This is a genomic window from Saccharospirillum alexandrii (genome assembly GCF_004000275.1).
GTDB classification, from domain to species: Bacteria; Pseudomonadota; Gammaproteobacteria; order Pseudomonadales; family Natronospirillaceae; genus Saccharospirillum; species Saccharospirillum alexandrii.
On sequence record NZ_RCIP01000002.1, the window covers coordinates 284,938 to 306,826 of the forward strand.

At 57.1% G+C, this 21,889-nt stretch carries 17 protein-coding genes; 12 read left to right on the forward strand and 5 right to left on the reverse strand.

What is annotated here, in order from left to right:
- The first annotated feature begins 218 nt into the window (after window positions 1–218).
- Entirely contained in the window at window positions 219–3,362 is a 3,144-nt protein-coding gene (locus EP166_RS09120; protein WP_127556516.1) for a tetratricopeptide repeat-containing diguanylate cyclase, read from the forward strand.
- Here the strand turns inward: EP166_RS09120 and EP166_RS09125 are convergent.
- Window positions 3,325–3,705 carry an acetyl-CoA sensor PanZ family protein gene (locus EP166_RS09125; protein ID WP_164743883.1) on the reverse strand — a complete coding sequence of 127 codons (381 nt, stop codon included), beginning with the start codon at window positions 3,703–3,705 and terminating at the stop codon, window positions 3,325–3,327. The two genes, EP166_RS09120 and EP166_RS09125, sit on opposite strands and share 38 nt — an antisense overlap.
- 144 nt (window positions 3,706–3,849) lie before the next feature.
- Between EP166_RS09125 and hisB the strand changes: the two genes are divergently transcribed.
- The 11 genes from hisB (at window position 3,850) to yfaE (ending at window position 15,920) form a co-directional block, all read left to right on the forward strand.
- The gene (gene hisB / locus EP166_RS09130) at window positions 3,850–4,440 is read left to right on the forward strand and encodes an imidazoleglycerol-phosphate dehydratase HisB (RefSeq protein ID WP_127556518.1); all 591 of its coding nucleotides are present in this window, start codon (window positions 3,850–3,852) and stop codon (window positions 4,438–4,440) included.
- Window positions 4,441–4,516: 76 nt separating this feature from the next.
- Window positions 4,517–5,167, forward strand: a complete 651-nt coding sequence (gene hisH, locus EP166_RS09135; RefSeq protein WP_281276779.1) for an imidazole glycerol phosphate synthase subunit HisH — start codon at window positions 4,517–4,519, stop codon at window positions 5,165–5,167.
- A gap of 44 nt (window positions 5,168–5,211) precedes the next feature.
- Entirely contained in the window at window positions 5,212–5,946 is a 735-nt protein-coding gene (gene hisA, locus EP166_RS09140) for a 1-(5-phosphoribosyl)-5-[(5-phosphoribosylamino)methylideneamino]imidazole-4-carboxamide isomerase (RefSeq protein ID WP_127556519.1), read from the forward strand.
- Window positions 5,947–6,393: 447 nt separating this feature from the next.
- Entirely contained in the window at window positions 6,394–7,152 is a 759-nt protein-coding gene (gene hisF, locus EP166_RS09145) for an imidazole glycerol phosphate synthase subunit HisF (protein WP_127556520.1), read from the forward strand.
- 393 nt (window positions 7,153–7,545) lie between these two features.
- Window positions 7,546–8,502, forward strand: a complete 957-nt coding sequence (locus EP166_RS09150) for a TAXI family TRAP transporter solute-binding subunit (protein ID WP_127556521.1) — start codon at window positions 7,546–7,548, stop codon at window positions 8,500–8,502.
- A 6-nt stretch (window positions 8,503–8,508) separates the two neighbouring features.
- A complete protein-coding gene (locus EP166_RS09155) occupies window positions 8,509–9,045 on the forward strand; it encodes a DUF1850 domain-containing protein (RefSeq protein WP_127556522.1) in 537 nt (178 codons plus the stop codon).
- Between the two features lie 53 nt (window positions 9,046–9,098).
- A complete protein-coding gene (locus EP166_RS09160) occupies window positions 9,099–11,060 on the forward strand; it encodes a TRAP transporter permease (protein ID WP_127557883.1) in 1,962 nt (653 codons plus the stop codon).
- A gap of 204 nt (window positions 11,061–11,264) precedes the next feature.
- On the forward strand, window positions 11,265–11,822 hold the full coding sequence (locus EP166_RS09165; RefSeq protein ID WP_127556523.1) for a TMEM165/GDT1 family protein: 558 nt from the start codon (window positions 11,265–11,267) through the stop codon (window positions 11,820–11,822).
- A 427-nt stretch (window positions 11,823–12,249) separates the two neighbouring features.
- Entirely contained in the window at window positions 12,250–14,517 is a 2,268-nt protein-coding gene (gene nrdA / locus EP166_RS09170) for a class 1a ribonucleoside-diphosphate reductase subunit alpha (RefSeq protein ID WP_246026258.1), read from the forward strand.
- 9 nt (window positions 14,518–14,526) lie between these two features.
- Window positions 14,527–15,651 (forward strand): class Ia ribonucleoside-diphosphate reductase subunit beta, encoded by a 1,125-nt coding sequence (gene nrdB, locus EP166_RS09175; protein WP_127556525.1) that lies wholly within the window; start codon window positions 14,527–14,529, stop codon window positions 15,649–15,651.
- A complete protein-coding gene (yfaE, locus tag EP166_RS21620; protein ID WP_281276780.1) occupies window positions 15,648–15,920 on the forward strand; it encodes a class I ribonucleotide reductase maintenance protein YfaE in 273 nt (90 codons plus the stop codon). The genes nrdB and yfaE overlap by 4 nt, the downstream gene beginning before the upstream one ends.
- A 48-nt stretch (window positions 15,921–15,968) precedes the next feature.
- Here the strand turns inward: yfaE and EP166_RS09185 are convergent, their stop codons facing one another.
- The 4 genes from EP166_RS09185 to EP166_RS09200 form a co-directional block, all read right to left on the reverse strand.
- Complete coding sequence (locus EP166_RS09185) at window positions 15,969–17,246, reverse strand: sensor domain-containing diguanylate cyclase (RefSeq protein ID WP_164743884.1); 1,278 nt, start codon at window positions 17,244–17,246, stop codon at window positions 15,969–15,971.
- A 210-nt stretch (window positions 17,247–17,456) separates the two neighbouring features.
- On the reverse strand, window positions 17,457–19,235 hold the full coding sequence (locus tag EP166_RS09190; protein ID WP_127556527.1) for a hypothetical protein: 1,779 nt from the start codon (window positions 19,233–19,235) through the stop codon (window positions 17,457–17,459).
- A 113-nt stretch (window positions 19,236–19,348) separates the two neighbouring features.
- Window positions 19,349–20,986, reverse strand: a complete 1,638-nt coding sequence (locus EP166_RS09195) for a sensor histidine kinase (RefSeq protein ID WP_127556528.1) — start codon at window positions 20,984–20,986, stop codon at window positions 19,349–19,351.
- The gene (locus tag EP166_RS09200; RefSeq protein WP_127556529.1) at window positions 20,970–21,782 is read right to left on the reverse strand and encodes a response regulator transcription factor; all 813 of its coding nucleotides are present in this window, start codon (window positions 21,780–21,782) and stop codon (window positions 20,970–20,972) included. Before EP166_RS09200 ends, EP166_RS09195 begins: the two co-directional genes overlap by 17 nt.
- Window positions 21,783–21,889: the final 107 nt, after the last annotated feature.

Sequence of the window (21,889 nt, forward strand, 5' to 3'; positions counted from 1 at the left end):
CATTTAAGGCCCGAAATGCACGATTACGGGGCTTAAGTCGGCGCTCATGCACCACTATGGAACCACTGGCATCATACTAGCACTATTATGGTGCATTGCCGGATTTGTGATTCGGGTTCACTGATACGACCTTAAATACGCAAAGTTGCCAATTCGTCTGCATGATGACCTGAACTTTTGGTTTATACTGGCGAAACGCTGCAAGATCGTGAAGGACTATGAATCAGACCTACCCGCTTAGGCTGCTGGACAACGCATGGCAGCAGACGTTAAAAGGCCAGGGACAGTGCCTGCTCTTCGCCGATGCCGATGGCCGCCGTTTCAGCAGCCTGGTAGATGCGTTTATGGCAGACCTGCCCGCTGAGTGTGTGCGCTATCAACTGACCTCCGACAGTCAGCTGAATGGCTATTACCCGCTGGTTGACATCATTCAGGAGGGATACGACCGACTGGGCATTGCCGACTGTGGGCGCTGGCTTCAGGAACAGGGCGTATATGGCCCCAACCTCACTACCTGGCAGCAATTGCTCGACGATCATTTTATTCAGCGCCATCCGCTGCAACTGAAAGACCACGTCATTCAGAAAACCATCGCCTTTCAGGACGACATTTTGTGCTTGCTGGCGGCTCTGTCGCAAACGCGCCCCATCGTTGTGGCACTGACGCACTTCCATTTTGCCAGTTTCAGTCTGCAGCGCCTGGTCAGAACCGTGCAACAGCAGTTAAACGGACGAGTATTGTTGCTCACCTCAACCGATACGGATCTGATGGTCTCCCACGACCCGGACTGGCACAGTACACAGCGCAGCGCCGACGACGACATTGACCCGCCCAACTGGCTGATAGACCTGTCGCCCGAACTGAACGCCGACTCAGCACCATGGCCCGAGCCGCAACCACTCAGTGCCCAGAGCATTCCACGGCTGATTCAGGATGCGCTGAGAAACCACGCCTTGCAGTGCCATACCGAAACCCACCTGCTGTGCGATAAGATCGGCCTGATGCTGGATGAACGGCAAATACTGCTGCTATCCGAACATCGCAGCACTCTGCGACTGATTGAAGCGGAGGCCCAGTACTACAAAGACCAGCATAACGGGGCCATTACCCTGTTAACGGAACTGCTTGAAGAAGCCCGGCAAGAGCATCTTTACGACCAAATGTTCGATGCCTACTTACGCCTCGGCTGGTGCGCGCTGACGAAACACCGGCTAAGCACCGCCCGGCAAATGGCCACACACGCCCAAACGGCGCTTGAACAAATTACGACCAAAGACGCCCCCTGGCTATTACGCGAACGGGAATGGCTGCTGTTGCAGGTCATGATCAGCAGCATGTTTCACGAACGCCCGCCCGCCACGATCATGCACCGGCTCGAAGCACTGCTGCCGATGCTTGACCAGGACGACTATGGTTACGCCCTGCGCACTGCCCAGATCGCCTGGGAGGGGGGCATGACAGACCGGGAGCGGTACTTCCTGCGGCGCGCCATTTTAACGGGCCTCAGCCAGGCCAGGGTCCAGAAGAACGACATCGCCACCGTCAAACTGACTGAAGCGATGGCCTTGCTGCAAACCAAAGCACACCGGTTTCAGCGAGCACACCGCCTGCTGGAGCTGGCGCTGAGCCGTTGCCAGCGCATGGCATCGCCACGACATGAAGCCCCTCTCTACAATGGTCTGGGTATTATTCAGATGCGGCTGGGCCGGATAGAGGAAGCCAGAGACACCTTTTTATACACCCTGCACAAATTGCAAACGGTCGCCCACTACAATGAAATTGCGGTCACGTTGCATAACTTGTCCTGGGCTTATCTGATCAGCGGCAATGTTCAGGAGAGCTTGCGACTGCTGACAACGGCCATTCGTTTGTGTCGCATACGCGGGTTCGTGACCATACCTTTTTACACGCTCGATGACCTTATGCTGCAACAGGCACTGTACCGGTTTTATCTGGGGCACAGTGTGCTCGCCCAGCATACCTTGCAGGATTATCGTCAACGCCCCGAACAACGCTCGGCTCGGGGGCAGGTATTGCTTACCTGCCTAAAACTGCATTTTGCCCGGGCAGAAGCCGACTACGATGGCGTTACCACCCTGGTTTCTGAATTGACAGCGTCGCTGGGGACCCAACCAGACTTGCCGGATACCCTGGTGAATCTCGCCTGGTATGCTGCGGGGCCTGACAACTTGCCTTCCAGCCTGAAACCGGCCTATCAGATCCAATGGATGCAAACCCGGGAGACGGTTACCCAACCGCTGACCGACAGCAACATCGATGTGATGTCCGTGTTACGAGCCGCCGATCTTGAAAGCGAACTGGAACAGATACAGCAGCGGGTGCGGGACACTCGCCTGCTGTCACACCTCAGCGCTCAAACCAACGCAGCGACCGACACTCTGGAACTGGTCGAAACCCTGTGCCAGCAACTGAAGGCTCATCTCGATTGCGACTACGTCGCCATCGAACTGACCCAGCAACCCTTTATGGCAGCCACCCTAATTACCCGGGGGCTGGCCGACCTGGACGTTGAGCGGCTGCATCAGGCACTGTCTTTACAACGGTTAACGCGCGGGCGATTACTGATCCGTATGCACAACCTCGACTTGGAGGGCATGGACAGCGGCTACGTCTGCATCTTCCGCATCGCTCTGCCCCACCACGATTTTGGCGACATGATCCTGATGACCCGAAACCCATCGGGGTTTGAAGAATCCGTACTGCGCACAGCCTCCATGCTGGCCGGGCAGCTGGCGGCTGCCATTCAGCGGCTGGCGCATGAAAAAGAACTGCACCATCTTTCCTCCACCGACATGCTGACCGGCCTGATGAACCGCCAGGCCCTGTATCCGCGCCTGGAAGAAGAACTGGCCCGTGGTCGCCGCAATGCCAGCTATCGATTCTCGCTGGCATTTCTGGACCTGGATAACTTCAAATACCTGAATGACAACTATGGCCACATACTGGGTGATCAGGTATTGCGCGGCTTTGCGCAGGTATTGAAAGAGCACACCCGCACCGAGGATCTGGCAGCGCGACTGGGCGGAGACGAATTCGTCATTCTATTCCCCAATGAACAAGGCCAGGCAGTTCAGCAACTGGCCCAGCGCATTCTTGAGGATTTCTCGACGCCGGCTCGATGCCAAGCTTTTCTGCGACGCTTTACCGGTCAGGAATTCACCTGGCCCGAAGGTCAGCAATTGGGATGTTCCGTGGGTATCATTGAAGTCACTGGCGAGCAAGCGCCGAAACTGGTCGATCAGTTGCTCAACCTGGCTGACCATGCCATGTACGAGGCCAAGTCACGCGGTAAAAACCAGGCGGTTATTTCCGATTTGCCAGCGACGTCAAACAGGCACTGACAAAGGCCGCAAGCTCAGTGTGAATCTGCGCCGAGAGGCGCAAAGAATGCTGCTGCGCCAACACGGATACCATTCTCCGCCCAACGCCTCGCCCCCGGGTCAGCGCCCGAACCCCCAGGCTCAACACGCAATCTCCCTCAACAAAGATAACGCCGACAATGCGCCCGTTAAACCGGGCGGCATGGAGTCTCACGCCCGGGGCACTGGCCTGCCAGGCAATCCAGGCCGACTGATAGCACGGGCAGGCACTCATGTCCTGCGCCAGACGGGCCAGGTCTGGCGCATCGGTTTCTGGCAAGTCTGAGAGCGGTGTTCGGGACAGCAAATCCAGCGTTACAGGCATCGGTGTCGGTCCGGGTGGTTTGAGGCGCAGCATACCGATATAATGCGCCTTCGCAACCGGGTTTGAAGCTGTTTACTTTGCTGCAGCCACCCACATGCGTTGCCCGAACCAACCTTCGAATCATCAAGAACAGAGAGTCGTACTATGAGTCGCCAAGCGACGGTTGAACGCAACACCACCGAAACCCAGATCAAGGTCAGTATCAATCTGGACGGTACCGGCACAGCCCAGTTCGACACCGGCATGCCCTTTCTGGACCACATGATGGACCAGATAGCCCGGCATGGCCTGATCGATCTCGACATCGTCTGCCGCGGCGACAACCACATCGACGACCACCACAGCGTTGAAGACATCGGCATTACCCTGGGCCAGGCCTTCGCGAAGGCCGTTGGCGACAAAAAAGGCATCACCCGCTACGGCCACAGCTATGTGCCGCTCGATGAAGCCCTGTCGCGGGTCGTGATCGATTTCTCCGGTCGCCCGGGCCTCGAATACAACCTGCCATTTACACGCGGCAGCGTCGGCGGATTCGATGTCGACCTGTTTTATGAGTTTTTCCAGGGCTTCGTCAACCACGCCTGGGTCACGCTGCACATCGACAACCTGAAGGGCCATAATTCGCACCACCAGATCGAAACGGTGTTCAAGGCCTTCGGCCGAGCCCTGCGCATGGCACTAACGCCAGACGAACGCATGGCTGGCATCACTCCGTCCACCAAGGGCGTGCTCTGATACCGGCCGGAAGGTCGCTCCAACGGCGCCCACAACGGGCGCCTGATGCAAACCTCAGCCAGAACAGGATACTTCCGTGAGTCGCACACTGCTGACCATCATTGATTACGGCATGGGCAATCTGCACTCCGTCGCCAAGGCGCTGGAGCACGTCGCCCCGAACACCCAAATCGAAGTCACATCCGACAAAGACCGCATCGCCGAAGCCGACCATATTCTGTTGCCGGGCGTTGGTGCGATTCGCGACTGCATGGCTGAAATTCGCCGTCAGGGCGTTGATACCGTAGTAGCCGAGGCCGTAAACAGCGGCAAGCCCTTCCTCGGTATTTGCGTCGGCATGCAGGCGCTGATGGCCCGCAGCCACGAGAACGGGGGCATCGACTGCCTGGGTCATTTCGATGGCGAGGTGCGCCGTTTCAGTACCACCGCGTCCGATGAGCGCGGTCTTGCCCTCAAGGTCCCACACATGGGCTGGAACACGGTAGACCTGCAAATCGATCACCCGTTGTTGCAGGGCATTCACAGTGGTGACCGCTTCTATTTCGTACACAGCTACTATGTAGAAGCCCACCCGGAATACACGGCGGCCAATTGCACTTACGATGCCACCTTCGCCGCGATGATTTACCGGGACAATATATTTGCCACCCAGTTCCACCCGGAAAAAAGCTTCCCGGCCGGACTGACCCTGCTGAAAAACTTTGTCGACTGGGATGGCCGCCGCTAATCGGCCCTTCCGGCACCATCCCAGTAGAACAGGAGACACCCTCAATGCTGATCATCCCCGCCATCGACCTGAAAGACGGCCAGTGCGTGCGCTTGCTGCAAGGCCGAATGGAAGACGCAACCGTGTTCGGATCCGACCCGGTAGAAATGGCCACCCGCTGGGTCGAGGCCGGCTGCCGCCGCCTGCACCTCGTCGACCTGAACGGTGCCTTCGAAGGCACCCCGATTCACGCCGAAGCGGTCACCGCCATTTCCAGAAAATACCCGGACCTACCGATCCAGATTGGCGGTGGCATCCGCTCGCTGGAGACCATTGAAGCCTACATCAAAGCCGGCGTCAGCTGGTGCATCATCGGCACCGCGGCGGTCAAGAACCCGGGCTTTGTACGCGAAGCCTGCCAGGCTTTCCCCGGCCACATCATTGTCGGCATCGATGCCAAAGACGGCCGCGTCGCTACCGAAGGCTGGGCCGATGTCAGCGACGTGCTGGCCACGGATCTGGCCCGCGATTTCGCCAACGACGGCGTCAGCGCCATTGTTTACACCGACATCAGCCGCGATGGCATGATGCAGGGCGTTAATGTCGATGCCACCGTAGAAGTCGCCAAAGCCGGCGGCATTCCGGTGATCGCCAGTGGTGGCGTCACCAACATGACCGACATAGAACGCCTCTGTGATGTCGCCAGCCAGGGCGTTCTGGGCGCCATTACCGGACGCGCCATCTACGACGGCGCCATCGATGTGCAAGAGGCTCAGGCTTACTGTGACGGGCGTGGTTGAGACAAGTTAATTATTCTACTGTGGCTTTGTCCTGAGCCCGAGATTCGCCTGGGAAAACGACTTAGTGGTTGGTGTTACTAATTAGCTAGGGCGGGCCATCGGGTACCCTCATCGGAGGCACGCCGTAAACCCATCCATGGGGGCTCGAAGACCGCATCCATGCGGTCTAACGGCCTCCGATGAGGGCACCCGAAAGCCCTTGGGGCAGATTAGTGGTTAATTCAGGGCGAATCTTGAACTCAGGGCACGGCACTAAACGGCACCACTTATCTATGGAATCGACACCGGGCCGAGTGTTAGGTGCCGGGTAGGTCTATCCGGGGAAGTCTGAGGCATGGATGCCGAAGCCTAGGCCCCATGGACGGGTTCACGCCGACCCCGGATAGACCTACCCGGTGCCTAACACGGATTCCTGGCAGGTAGAAAAAGCAACCGAGAGACTAAATTATGGCACTGGCAAAACGTATTATTCCCTGCCTCGACGTCGACAAGGGTCGCGTGGTGAAGGGCGTGAATTTCGTCAATATTCGGGACGCCGGGGATCCGGTGGAAGTGGCGCGCCGGTACAATGAACAGGGTGCCGATGAGATTACCATGCTCGATATTACCGCCACTCATGAAGGCCGGGACACCATGGTCGAGACCGTCAGTGCCATTGCCGGCCAGGTGTTTATTCCGCTGACTGTTGGAGGTGGTATTCGCACCCTTGATGATATTCGCACCATGCTAAACGCCGGTGCCGACAAAGTGTCTATTAACAGCGCGGCAGTGTTTAACCCCGAGTTTGTAAAACAGGCTTCCGACCGGTTTGGCGCCCAGTGCATTGTGGTTGCTATTGATGCCAAGCGGGTTGATGACCACTGGGAAATTTTCACGCACGGTGGCCGTAAACCAACAGGCATTGATGCCGTTGAATGGGCGCAGAAAATGGAGACCCTGGGTGCCGGCGAGATTTTGCTGACCAGTATGGATCGGGATGGGGTGAAAACCGGCTTTGATCTAGGGCTGACCAAGGCCGTTGCCGATGCCATTCGCATTCCTGTAATCGCCAGTGGTGGCGTGGGTAACCTCGATCACCTGGCCGACGGCGTTCTTGAAGGCCATGCCGATGCCGTCTTGGCTGCCAGCATTTTTCACTTTGGTGAGTACAGTATTGCCGAGGCGAAAGACGTGATGGCTGGTCGCGGAATTGAAATGCGGCGCTGAAAGTCATGACTGATAGACGAGTCGCGCTTTAGCGAGCGCGCACCCAGCCAATTCTTGCTTACCAAACCCCTGCTAATGAGCAAAATCTTGCCTACTCGTTCTGGTTGATTCTCCCCAACCCCCAAAGCATGGGGGTTTGAAAGCATCTCCCTTCTGGCACACCGGTTGCAATAGCCTGACTGACCCTGTGGCAGCCGGGCTACAAAAAACTCGAACCAACCCGTGCTTGCTGCATCTTCACGACTACAATCAGGTCATTAACGGGCCCTGTGCCTGGATCCCTTGTGAAGCTCAAACGCTTGTGTCTGTCAGAAAGGCACATCGACTGAGCCACGGGTTCATGAACGACGATAATTGACGTACAAAACCAACAACAATCGAGGTAACGATCTCATGCGTAAGCTTTCACTGGCACTGTGTGCTACCGCAGCCCTGGGCTTCTCTGCTGCCCAGGCTGAATCCCTGTCCATTGCTACCGGCGGCACCGGTGGCACCTACTATCCCCTGGGTGGTGGTCTGGCTGAACTGATCACCAACAACATCGATGGTTACGATGCGGTCGCTGAAGTGACCGGTGCGTCCGTTGAAAACATGGGTCTGGTCCATCGCGAAGATTCAGACCTGGCCATCGCCCTGGCCGACACGGTCTACCAGGCGTACAACGGTGGTGACCGCTTCAATGGCAACAAACTGGACGTAGTAGCGCTCGCTTCCCTTTACCCGAACGCGGTCCAGATTGTGACGCTGGCTGATTCCGACATTAACTCTCTGGCTGACCTGCGCGGCAAGCGCGTCTCGGTTGGCGCGCCGGGCAGTGGTACGGAAGTGAATGCCAATGCCATTCTTGAAGGCAATGGCATCAGCTACGATGACTTTACTGCCTTGCGCCTGAACTTCAACGAAACCGCTGATGCGATTCGCGATGGCGACATCGATGCGGGTTTCTGGAGTGTCGGCCCGCCGACCAGCTCAATTCTGAGCCTGGCCACCACCCGCGACATCAAGCTGTTGTCCTTGTCTGAAGAAGAAGTGGCCAACGCCCTGGAACTGGAACCGGTATTTGCACCTTATACGCTCCGTGCTGGCCTGTATGAAGGCATGGACGAACCGGTTCAGTCTGTTGGCATTCCCAACGTCCTGACCGTCAACACCGCCATGTCTGACGATCTGGCTTACCAGATCACCAAGCTGCTGTTCGAGGAAGTTGAATACCTGCGAGACATTCACCCGGCCGCAAACGACACCACCGTGGATTTCGCGCTGACCTCTACGCCGATTCCGCTGCACCCGGGTGCCATTCGGTACTACGAAGAAATCGGTGCCGACATCCCGGCTCGCCTGCGCCAGTAATTGCAGATGACGCGGCTAACCAGCCTGGAAACCGTGGGTCGCAAGACCCGCGGTTTTTTTAAACACGTCAGGCTTGGTGTGCTCACCGGACTAATCACCGTTGTAACACCGGCTATTGCCTGGCAGCTGGAAGTTGTCGATCGCAATGATCAGATTCTGGCCAGGGTCGACTTGCCCAACGATGAAGGCCGCTGGTGCCTGCTTTGGAATCACTCGGTTCAGGGGTTTCAGGTAGAAGACTGCTTTCGGGTAGACGGCCAGACACTGATTCTCGACAGCACCCACACTCCCGATTTTGCCGCTGGCCTGGGGCACATTCCCGGACGCGGTGCTTTGGAATCCGATAACCAGCACGGTTATCGCATTACCAATTTTAACCAGCCGTTGCCGGGCAATCAGCTCGTGTTGCGGGTCGGATCAATGCGGGTCAATCACCGCATTGCCATTGAACACAATTTGATCAGCCTCAGTGAACTGGCCTTTGACCAACGCGTCATCATTCGCCTCGCCGCTGACGTACCCACTGGAAGTATGACTCCATGAAACAATATACCCCGATACCCTTTAAGGTTGAGAGCGACTGGCAGGCCGAGTTGATGCCCGGGCCCGCCGTCTGGCGCTGGCTGGTCATCGTTCTGGGCATCAGCCTGTCACTGTTTCATCTCTATGGCGCCGGCATCGAACCGCTGGGCCTGTTTTATCAGCGCGGCATACACTTGATGTTGATTCTGATGCTCACGTTCGTTTTGTTTGGTCCAAAACCAGGCAAACCCAGGGGCCCCATCGCCATGGGCGTCGACTGCATTTTCTTTGTTGCATCCACGGCCTCCGGTTTCTATCTGGTCTGGTTTCTCGATGACATCATCAACCGGGCCGGCTTCTGGTCGGACACTGACATCCTCTTCGCCATTATCTGCATCGTCACCGTGCTTGAGGCCAGCCGTCGGGCTGTAGGCACCGGCCTGACCATCATCGGCACCCTGGCGATTGCCTACGCGCTGGCCGGGTCGCGCGGTGACCTGCCCTGGTTGGGCGAGTTTTTGCCCGGCATTCTTAACCACCGCGGCTATTCGCTCGACCGGGTCGCGGCACAGTTGTATCTCGGTCAGGAAGGCATTTTCGGCTTGCCACTGGGCGTTGCAGCCACCTTTGTGTTTATCTTTGTTTTGTTTGGGGCCTTGTTGGAAGTCACCGGCGCCGGCAAGTTCTTTATTGATCTTGCCTACTCTGCCACTGGCACCCAACGTGGAGGCCCCGCCAAGGCAGCCGTGCTCGCCTCTGCCAGCATGGGTTCCATTTCCGGCAGTGCCATTGCCAACGTGGTGACGACCGGTGCGTTCACCATCCCACTGATGAAGAAACTCGGTTACAAACCGGCCCAGGCCGGTGGTATTGAAGCGGCCGCTAGTACCGGTGGGCAAATCATGCCTCCTCTGATGGGTGCCGGCGCCTTTCTAATGGCCGAGTACACTCGCCTGCCCTACCTGGAAATCGTGAAAGTCAGCGTGTTTCCGGCGCTGCTGTATTTTTCAACGGTGTACTTGTTTGTGCACATCATCGCGGTCAAGCAGGGGCTGCAACCCCAGACCAAGAGTGAGCTGCCCAAGATTCGCGATGTGCTGGCACGCGGCTGGTTCTTCCTGGTGCCATTGCTGCTGCTGGTCTGGCTGCTGGTGCTCGGGATCTCGCCCATGCGGGTCGGCTTTTACGCCATCATCAGCATTTTGTCAGTGGCCGGTTTGAATGGCCTCTGGCTGGCCTATAGACGCGGAACGCAGAACGGACAACTCGCCACAGAAGTACGAGGCACCTTGCGTAACGGTGGCGTTAAGCTGCTCCAGGGCCTGGAACTGGGTGCCCGGAATGCCGTATCGGTCAGTATTGCCTGCGCCGTCGCTGGCATTGTGGTCGGCGTGGTGGGTCTGACCGGGCTGGGCCTGAAATTCTCATCCATGATGATCGCCTTCTCCGGTGGCAACATTCTGCTGGCCTTGTTACTGGTGCTGGTAGCCAGTCTGATTCTGGGGCTAGGGTTGCCCGTGACCGCCAGCTACATCGTCCTGATCGTTCTGGTCGGCCCGGCACTGACCAACGAGTTCGGCATTCCGCTGCTGATCGCCCACCTGGTCGTCTTCTGGTATTCACAGGACTCCAACGTGACGCCCCCCGTGGCCCTGGCGGCGTTCGCCGGGGCGGCCATTGCGGGCAGTAAAACCATGGAAACCAGTGTTCAGGCCTGGAAGTTCGCCAAGGGGCTCTACCTGATTCCGCTGTTCATGGTGTTTAATCCGTCCATCATTATGGGCGGGCCCGTTCCACTTGTACTCTGGAATGGCTTCATCGCGATACTGGCACTGGCCGCATTTGCCTCGGCGCTTGAGGGCTACCTCTTTGGCCCCATGCGCAACTGGATGCGGGCCCTGTTGTCACTCGGGGTTGTGGCCATCTTCTACCCGAACTTTATTGCCGAGGTTGCCGGTGTGGTGCTGATGCTGGTGCTGCTCACCATCAACTTCATCAACCGTCCCAAGGTTGCCCCAGTTGCCGCAGCCGGGTAAACTGCGCGCCGTCTTGGGGGAGTAATCGGCCGGTACCCGCCGGCGCGGCCATCAACATAATTGAACCGAAGGTTCATGGTGGTCGCATCCGGCGTTGCGTGTGTTGCAGACCGCCGGACTGATGAGACCTGAGGCAAACGACACAGAACCGGGTGGGGCTGTGGCGTTTGCCTTTGGTAATGCTCCCCGCCCCGGAATGCAATCATGGAAGCCTTTCTCAGTTCGACCCTGGCCGTTGCCCTCGCGGAAATCGGCGATAAAACCCAACTGTTGTCCCTGTTCCTGGTCACCCGGTTTCGCAACCGCTGGGCCATTGTTGCGGGTATTCTGGTTGCCACCCTGGTCAATCATGGTTTGTCGGCCTGGCTGGGAACCTTGCTCGGTCAGTGGACACCTGGCGACTGGGCGCGCTGGATCATCGGCGGCAGCTTTATTGCCGTCGGCTTGTGGATGCTGATTCCGGACAAAGACGACAGCGGCCCAAGCCGCTTTGAATCCATGGGCGCTTTTGCGGCGACGCTGATTCTGTTTTTCATTGCCGAAATCGGCGACAAAACCCAGATCGCCACGGTCTTGCTCGCGGCTCAGTACCAGTCGACGCTGTGGGTGACGCTGGGCACAACACTGGGCATGCTGATCGCCAATGTACCGGTCATTCTGGCTGGCAACTGGCTGATGCAACGCCTGCCGGTTCGCACCGCCCACATCGTTGCCTGCCTGTTGTTTATTGGCTTTGGTGTCTGGACGATAGCCGGTGTTTAGCCGCTCATATTTACGAAGAAAATTTACCGCTCAGGAACCCCACTATCAGGGCTTTCCAGAGCGAGTAAATACTTGCATCCCTTTTTTGCAAACATCTATATATTGACAGGCCGCCACCAAAACAACACCATATATAGGCATTCGGTGATTTGAGCGGGCTACCACGGGTACTCCGCTCAACCGGGTCTTTACAGGGAATTCTGGCCATGCAGTGCCTCTTGGCGGTGCTGTCAAACACCGGCTGCAAACGCAGCTGGTAGCGTGATTCAGCTCAGCCTTCCCGGTCCGTTTCAGACCCCCCGCCCATGCAATCCATACATAACGCGTCAGGCGAAGTGGTCTACACTGGCAAAACCAACTTATGCAGTCATTCAGTTGGTTTTGCCAGCCATTTGCCGATGCAGCCCCTACAGCGGAGGAAGCGCAGGTGAATACAGCAACCATTTCAGTCAAAAAACGCGGTGGACGTAGCGAACCCCTCGATCTCGACAAAATCCACAAAGTACTGAATTGGGCGGCTGAAGGGCTGGACTCGGTATCCGTTTCCCAGGTTGAGCTGAAAGCCCAGTTGCAACTGCACGACGGCATTACCACCTCCGACATTCATGAAACCCTGATCAAAGCCGCCGCTGACCTGATCAGCGAGGAATACCCCGATTACCAGTACCTGGCCGCGCGCCTGGCGATCTTCCACCTGCGCAAGCGCGCCTACGGTCAATTTGAGCCGCCTACATTGCGCCAGCATGTCGAGAAAATGGTCGAAGACGGCCGATATGACGCGCACCTGTTTACCGATTACAGCGAAGCCGACTACGAGGCGATGGAAGGCTTTCTGCGCCACGAGCGCGACCTGAACTTCTCTTACGCGGCGGTCAAGCAGCTCGAAGGCAAGTACCTGGTGCAGAACCGGGTGACAGGTGATATCTACGAATCGCCTCAGTTTCTCTACATTCTGATCGCGGCCAGCCTGTTCGCCAGCTACCCGAATGCCACCCGTCTGGATACGATTCAGAAGTTCTATGAAGCGGTGTCGACCTTCAAACTGTCGCTGCCAACCCCGGTGATGTCCGGTGTGCGTACGCCTACCCGTCAGTTCAGCTCTTGCGTACTGATCGAAAGCGACGACAGCCTCGATTCCATCAACGCCACCTCGGCGGCCGTGGTTCGTTACGTCAGCCAGCGCGCCGGCATCGGCATCAACGCCGGTCGCATTCGCGCCATCGGCTCGCCGATTCGCAGTGGTGCGGCCTTTCACACCGGCTGCATTCCGTTCTATAAGCACTTTCAGACGGCGGTTAAATGCTGCTCTCAGGGCGGTGTACGTGGCGGTGCGGCAACGCTGTTCTACCCGCTCTGGCACCTGGAAGTCGAAAGCCTGCTGGTGTTGAAGAACAACCGTGGCGTCGAGGAAAACCGCGTGCGTCAACTGGACTATGGCGTCCAGATCAACCGACTGATGTACACCCGTCTGATCAAAAACCAGCCGATCACGCTGTTCAGCCCATCGGATGTTCCCGGCTTGTACGATGCGTTTTTCGAAGACCAGGAAAAATTCGAGCAGCTGTACGCTGAATACGAACAACGCGACGACATTCGCAAGCAGCAAATTCCCGCGGTTGAGCTGTTCTCCACGCTGCTGCAGGAACGTGCGTCAACCGGTCGTATCTACATTCAGAACGTTGACCACTGCAACACACACGGTGCCTTCGATCCGAAACAGGCCCCGGTGCGTCAGAGCAACCTGTGCATGGAAATTACCCTGCCGACCAAGCCGTTGCACGACATCAACGATGAAAACGGTGAAATTGCGCTCTGTACACTGGCCGCCTTCAACCTGGGGGCGATCGAATCGCTGGACGAGCTGGAACCGCTGGCCGAACTTATCGTGCGTGCGCTTGACAGCCTGCTCGATTACCAGGATTACCCGGTTAAAGCCGCCGAACTGGGCTCGATGAAGCGCCGTACCCTCGGCATTGGCGTAATCAACTACGCCTACTACCTGGCCAAACACGGTAAGCGTTACTCGGATGGTTCCGCACTGGAACTGACGCACGATACCTTCGAGGCCATTCAATACTACCTGCTCAAGGCCTCCAGTGTGCTGGCCGAAGAAGTCGGTGCCTGCCCGGGCTTCAGCGAGACTCAGTACGCCCAGGGCAAACTGCCGATCGATCACTACAAGAAAGACCTCGATAAAGTCTGCAATACCGAATTGAAACTGAACTGGGATGACCTGCGTGCCCGTATTAAAGAGCACGGTCTGCGCAACTCGACTCTGACCGCGCTGATGCCTTCAGAGACCAGTTCACAGATCGCTAACGCCACGAACGGTATTGAGCCGCCGCGTGGCCTGGTTTCCGTTAAAACGTCGAAAGACGGTGTGATGAAACAGGTAGTGCCCGACATCGCCAACTTGAGGAACCAGTATGAATTGCTGTGGCAACAGCCGAACAACCTGGGGTATCTGAACCTGGTGGGTGTCATGCAGAAGTTTGTCGACCAGTCGATCTCGGCAAACACCAACTACGACCCCTCCCGTTTTGACGGCAGCAAGGTCCCGATGCAACAGTTGATCAACGATCTGCTGACGGCCTACAAACTCGGTGTCAAAACGCTGTACTACCACAACACCCGCGACGGTGCCGGCAGTGCCATGGATGATGACGATTGCGCCAGCGGCGCGTGCAAGATCTGAGGAGCATGAATGGCTTATCAAACGTTTAACCAGCGCGAGTTCGACACCTTCAGTCAGCCGATGTTTTTCGGCGAGACGGTGAACGTGGCGCGCTACGATCAGCAGAAGTTTCCAATTTTCGAAAAGCTGATCGAAAAACAACTCTCCTTCTTCTGGCGTCCGGAAGAGGTTGATCTGACGCGCGACCGCAAGGACTTCATTGCCCTGCCCGCGCACGAGCAACACATTTTCCTGAGCAACCTGAAATACCAGACGCTGCTCGACAGCGTCCAGGGTCGCTCACCCAATGTGGCCCTGTTGCCGCTGGTGTCGTTGCCCGAGCTGGAAACCTGGATCGAAACCTGGGCGTTCAGTGAAACCATTCACTCGCGCTCGTACACGCACATCATGCGTAATGTATTGACCGAGCCGGGCAAGGTGTTCGATGACATCGTGCACAACCCGGCCATTGTTGAACGTGCTACAACGGTCACGCGCTACTACGATGCGCTGATTGAAGCGACCCAGCGCTTCCAGGTACAAACCGACGAATGGCAAGCCAGTGCAGATGGCAAAAAGGCACTGCGCGACCTGAAACGGAAGCTGTATTTAACGCTGGCCTCGGTCAACGTGCTCGAAGCCATTCGTTTCTACGTCAGCTTTGCCTGCAGCTTTGCCTTTGCCGAACGTTCAAGAATGGAAGGTAATGCCAAGATCATTCGCCTGATCGCCCGTGACGAAGCCCTGCACCTGACCGGCACCCAGCACATGCTGAACCTGATGGCGCGTGGCCACGACGACCCGGAAATGGCTGAGATCGCCGCAGAAGAACGCGACAACGTGCGCCAGATCTTCATCGATGCGGCCGAGCAGGAGAAAGAGTGGGCTGCTTACCTGTTCAAAGATGGGTCAATGATTGGTCTGAACACCGACATTCTGGCGCAATACGTCCAGCACATTACCGACCAGCGCCTGGCGGCTATAGATCTGGAACCGGCGTTTGGTTCGCCCAAGAATCCGCTGCCTTGGATGGACGCCTGGCTGCAAAGCGACCAGGTGCAGGTAGCGCCTCAGGAAACCGAGATCAGTACGTACCTGGTCGGTGCCCTGCAAAGCGATGTCGACACCGGCGCTCTGGAAGACTTCGAGTTGTGACCAGAGAGGTCAACCCGAACGCGTCACAGACGCACCGCATTACCCTATTCCCCTCGCCTGAACCGGTGACTGTTTTGCAGCAACTGGAAAAGCGAGGGTTTAAGGTGCCATATCAGTGCCGTGAAGGCTATTGCGGCGCCTGCCGCATGGTCTTGATGAAGGGATCGGTCGATTACGTGCAGGACCCGCTGGCCTGGTGCGGTGACAGTGAGATTCTGGCCTGCAGTTGCATCGTGGTCGTGGATGCGACGGTAACGTTCAAAGTCTGAGGCCGCTTCACCCCGGGCGGCCTCTGCTCAAAGCATCGCGTGCCTGCCTCAGTTAATCAGCATCTGCACGCCCGACTCCATCGCAGGCGCCTTGTCATTCGACAACTCCGCCAGTGGTGCCGTTTTGAGAGCTTCGCGAATCAGCATACGACTGGAGTGACCGGTTTGCGGGAATCGGCTGAAGCCAGCCTTCCAATTCACAGTCCACCCGGTAACTTTCAGGGCGGTTGGCGCCTTGCTCAACGCGCCGAACGTCTGGTTAACGGCCGTCGAGTCAATGGCATCATGAATCACCAGGCCAAAGGTGGCGTTGGAATAACGCGCCAGATACACCCCGGCCGGTATCAGTTTTTGAATCTGCTCCGACAGCGTGTGTAGCCGCTGGTACAGCGTCTCGCTGTTCATTCCAGCAGATAATTCCCGATAATTCGACATCTCCAGCATGACCAGGGTGAATGGCGACGCCGCTCCTCCGGTTTCCACCAGTGACTCAAGCAGGTGATGTTCCAGTCGTGACCGGTTCGGTAAACCGGTGGCTTCATCGACGAAGGCCATTTTCTTGACCCGCTCAGCTTCCTGGCGATTCCATTCTTCTTCGTTATTGCGTGCTTTGATATCGCTGTAAACCGCCAGCAGTGAAAACACAATGAACAGAACGGACGCGAGGATGATCGGTGTGCCAATCGCTGAACCCGTCAACTCGTTGCTCATGGCTGGCATGGCACCTTGCGGGTATATGACAGCCACCATACCGGTGTAGTGCATACCGCAGATCGCCGCACCCATCACCAGGGCGGCGATGCCCTGAAAGCCGACGGCCTGGCGCCCCACCAAACGTTGCGTGTAGCGACAAATGGCCAGGGCCGCACCGGAGGCACCGATTGCAATAACGATGGACACCGTGAACCAGAACGGATCGTAACTGACCGAGGGGGTAATGCGCATTGCCGCCATACCCAGATAATGCATTACGGCAATACCCATTCCCATAACCAGACTGCCCACTATCAGTACGCCGACGCCGGCTACGGACTTACTGATCAGGAATAAGGCTAATCCCGAGGCCAATACGGCAGCGATCCATGAGACAACCGTCATGGTCAAATCGTAGGTCATCGGCATGTTCATCTGGTAAGCGCCCATGCCAATGAAGTGCATGCTCCAGATACCCAGACCCATCGACAACGAACCCAATATCAACCAGATTCGGCGCTTATTGCCTTCTACCCGGGTTAGCTGGGTTCCAAAATACAAAGCGCAATAAGACGCCAGTATGGCCACCAGATAGGACAAACTGACCAGCGAAATATCGTAACTACCTTCCATGCCTTCCATGCTCACCTCAAACCGCGAAATCGACGTTTGTTATACTGCTTAACTTTCATACTACTCGTGCAAACGTGAATTGGATCACGTTTTACAGTCTTATTGTCTGAAAAGTGACCATACAACACTGAACGAACCGTTCTATTTGAGGAACAAAGCCGTACCGTCAACTGGAATGCCAGTCAAAGGTACGGCTATAACAGGTAATGATCAGAGGGTAGAAAAGTGCGCAACCTGGTCTGCGTAATCCTGATACGCAGGAATCGCGACAGCTGCGAGAATGCCGATAACGGCTATACCGCCCATCGAACCCTGCAACGGATCCAAGGGGTGAGTCTCGTAACCATACACCGCCTTTAGTGTATTCTCGCGATAGGTGAGCGACACACTGGCCTGGGAACGGCCGGGCAACTGCGCGACCCGGGCAACGGGAAACGCCAGCATATCGATCTCGGCATCGAGCATGTGGGCCAGCGTTTGCAGCCCTTCCAGATAATAGTGATAGTTGGTTTGAATCAACGAGTCGAACTGACCGGTGAACTGAAGCGTTGGCCGGTCGGCCTCCTGTTGGTTCCAGCTCGCCAGTGCCACCTCTGGTGCAGACTGCTGCCGGGCCAGCAGCACCTGAGGCACGGTGGCGAAGTACCAGATACCCGCCTGTTCATAATACCAGCCCTGAGAATCCTGGCTGCGCATTATCCAGTCGGACGCCAATGGCATCTCCTGATCCAGCCACAGTTTTGACAACGGCAACTGCAAACGATTCATAGGGCCGCTTGCCGTCGAAAATGAAGATGTCTCGGTATAGCCGCGAAAGCGAAGTTCATCCAGCAGGCTCGCAAAGGCATCTGCATCGGTTGGCTCAAAGGCGAGGTAACTTCCGGCATCATCCGCAATCACACTGATACGCCCTGTCAGCCCGGCCACAACCGCCGTCCAGCTCAGGCCGGTTTTGGTGGTTAGCTGGTTCAGGTCGCGCAACGACATGTCCGATGCGGACGCCAGCCGCCGTACCCAGTCCTCATCCGGTAACACGGTGGAAAAATAGTAACTGGGCTCGCCCAGACTTTGCACGCGAGTGGCCGGGCTATCCGGCAGCGCCAGATCCCACAGTGGGCCTTCACTTCCCCGTAACAGCAGGGTGGTCTGTCCCTTGCCTGCCCGCGACCCCATGGACATGGCGACTTCCTCGCTGCTCATGATGCCCAGCGACTCCAGCTCTCTGGCCTGCGCTGCGGGCAACAGAGGTTCCAACTGATGAATCACAGCGCCGGTATTGGCCCACAGATACACCCCATACCGACTGTCTTCCAATTCGGCCTGACGTTTGACGGCTGGGTGATCGGGGTTGGACACCTCGCCCAGCTGCGTCAGCGTTTGCGCACTGCTGCCAAACCCGGCCGACATCGTAAACCGCCGGGTTTGCGGATCAAACTGATAATAGGCGGGCATAACGCCAAGGCTCAGACGACCCGGGGCATCGGCGGTTGCCGGAACCAATTGCCTCACCAGGGGGGTTTCCTCCAGCAGGTTACCGAGCTGTTGTTCAAAGGCAAGACGGGTTTCAAAATCGAGCCGCGCCGACATTTGCAGTTCAGCCCCGGTCAGGGCGGTGTCACCGGGCAGTCGCACGGCGATCTCTAGCGGTGACCGCAGCCGATCCAGCAACAGGCCGGCCATTGCACCATCCGTACCCAGCGGTGCCAGCTGCTGACGCAGTGCCTCCAGCAACGTAGTAACGGCAGCCCGATTGGCATCGGTCGCCAGCAGGTCACCCATTTCGTTGTTCTTTGGTGCGGTTATCCAGGCGCTGGGGCTGGGTAGCCGGACGTAGCTGATGACATCCGGATCGAGCCGGTCGATTAAGGTTGCCGGCTCAGCCAGCTCCGCGGGCCAGTCGATCCGGCTGTCCGGTTGTGAAGCCAGGTTGCTGCAGCCGGTCAACGCCAGGGCACAAGACAGAATACATACACACAATAAACGGGTCACTGAGTCGATCCTTATCGTCAGAGGCGAGAGTTTCAGATTCAGAATAACGGGATCTGACAATGGAGAAAAGTCAGACACCCGGATGGCGGCGAGTTAATGTCTGACGCAGGCATTCAATGATTGGATTCATGATACAGATCCAGCGCCTCAAACGGCTGGTTCAGTCGGTCAACATCAATGGTCTCCAGGTCTTCCAGCGTCGCGTCCTCGGCCAGACGTGACGCCGCCAGTGGCAGCTCTACCGTAAATTGCACGCCACGGACATCCAGCGGCGTGAATTGAATGCCGGAACTTTTGCGCGCCAGATTAATGTCCAGCACCCAGCTCGGGTTATCCGGTCGTTGCGGGTCTAGCCAGTTAAGGCTGCGGGAAGACGAATCCAGCCGTTTTCTGTTCGGCTGGTGGGCATCGGCCGACGATACCTCGACCGAGCGCAGCCGTTGCTCAAACGACCAGCTCAGTGTTTTCTCGGTACCCGTCTCGCCATGGCGCTGACACACCGGCAAGTCGTCTTCAACGTCGATGGAAAACGAATCGGTATGAACATCGCCGTTTTCAAACTCGAGCCGCAGCGTCATCTGGCGGGGCCGGTTATCAATGTTTTCAATAGCGACCGCGCCATCGTAGCCTTTGACAATTTCGCCAACAAAAAACAACCCCAACCCCTTACCGTGGTTTTCCTTCACCCGGCGTGTGGAGTAACCCAGTTGAAAAATTTTGGCTTTGTCCTCCTCACTGATACCCGGGCCACTGTTAAACACCTGCAACCGTACTTTGCCCGAATGCTCAGCAAGCCGAACGCCAATACGACGGTACTTGTGCCGGTAGGGTCGCTTGCCACTGAAGAACTGAGCGTTCTTGAGCAGGTTTTCCAGAAGCAGCACCCAGTGGTTTTCATTCCCCAGCACCACACCACAGGGCTCCATCGACAACCAGAACGACGGATCATCCTGCCATTGGCAGGGCAAGCCTTCAGCCACCGCCTGGTGCAGAGAGTCGGGGGTATTCAACAGTGGGGTCAGCGCCCGCACCAGACCGGCTACCGGAGAAAACGTAGGTTGCAGCTCATGTGAATCGGCCGATTCCGGATTCAGGGATTGCTGGTAATAGGGTTCTTCCAGATCGCACAATTGATTGGCCAGGTGCAGGGCAATGTTGTCGGTGGTGGCCAGATCGAGAAGGTCCCAGACGTACCGCAGTTGCTGCAAAGCCTCCCGGGTTCGTGACTGATCAGCCTCGTTCAATTGGGGCTGGGCAAGCGCCTGTTCCAGCGCTGATTGCACCTTATCGAAACCGATCACGCCGTTGTGCCGCACCTCGGCCGCAATGCTTTTAAAGTGCAAGAATTTTTCATCATACTCGATGTATTCCAGCAGCTTGTCGCTGATAAACAGCTTTAGTTTATCGGCATGGCCCGCATAGGTATGCACCTTGTGCTGCAGTTGTTTGCGGCTTTGCCAGAGGTTGTCATACTCATCCTGCAACTGGCGCGATTGCTGTTTCTGCTGACGGCGCGCCTGGGAATAACGGTGCGCATCGTTAATCAGGAATATCGCAAATATTGCGCACAGAGCCATTTTCAGGCGCGGATCCAGCACCCAGCCAGGCACCTGGTAGTATGCCATCAGGTCAGGTTCGGTGATCAGATAAAAATACGCCACCAGACCCAGTCCGAAAAAACTGCTGAGCACACTGAACCGCTGTGGCCAGCTTGGCTTGAAAGGTCTATCGGTATCAGCGCGCAAGGTCATGGTCTGGCCTCCAGCAGTAGGCTTCCTGGTCGCCAAAGGTGACGATACCAATGCCTTCCCGGCAACGGTCGGTAAAGCCACCGTCACCTGCTTCAACCTGATCGAAGGCGCGCCTCAGGGTACGGATGTGTTGCCGGTAATTGGCGTAGGAAAACCGTTCCGGGTCGGCATCGAGCTTATCGGCAATCTGCCAGGTCGACAACGGGCTGGGCGCGGCTTCCACCAGAAAACGCAGGATCTTGCGGGGCGTCGGTGCCAGTGGCCGGCGCGGATTGGTTGGGTTCATCAGTTTATGGCCCTGCCAGAACACTTCCCAGGTACGGGTATCGATGCTCAGCGAGCCGCTGCGCAAGGTATCGCTGTTCGTTGTGGCTATTTCGCCAGGCTGATGGCGCTGCTGACGCAACACCGCCTGAATGCGCCAGCACAACACGGCTTCGACATTGCGCTGGTGCTTGGCGATAAAATCCAGGGTGCCATTCTGCTCAAACGCCGCCTGCTCGATGTCGGTACCGCTGTGCTCCGACAAATACACCACCGGCAAGTCCGGCCAGCGCTTCTGCAGTGCCCGCGACACAGTCAGACCGGCGTGGCTGTTGCCGCCCATATGGGCGTCGAGCAAGGCGACGTCGGGTGCATCGGCATCGGGGCACTGCTTAATATACTGGCAAGCGGCTTCAGCGAACTTGAAAACGGTGACGTCGGTCGGCGACCCGTTAAAGTCGGTCGCTTCCAGCGTCGGTTTAAACCGCTCGACCCAGTGGGACTGATCTTCTACCCACACAATCCGGGTCATGGCGTTACTGCCTTTTAGTCTGTGTCATTGAAACGTCTTTACAGTCTAGCACTCCGACTGACCCTGAAATGTGACTGAAGTTGTATTACTCGCTTGCGTGCCACCCC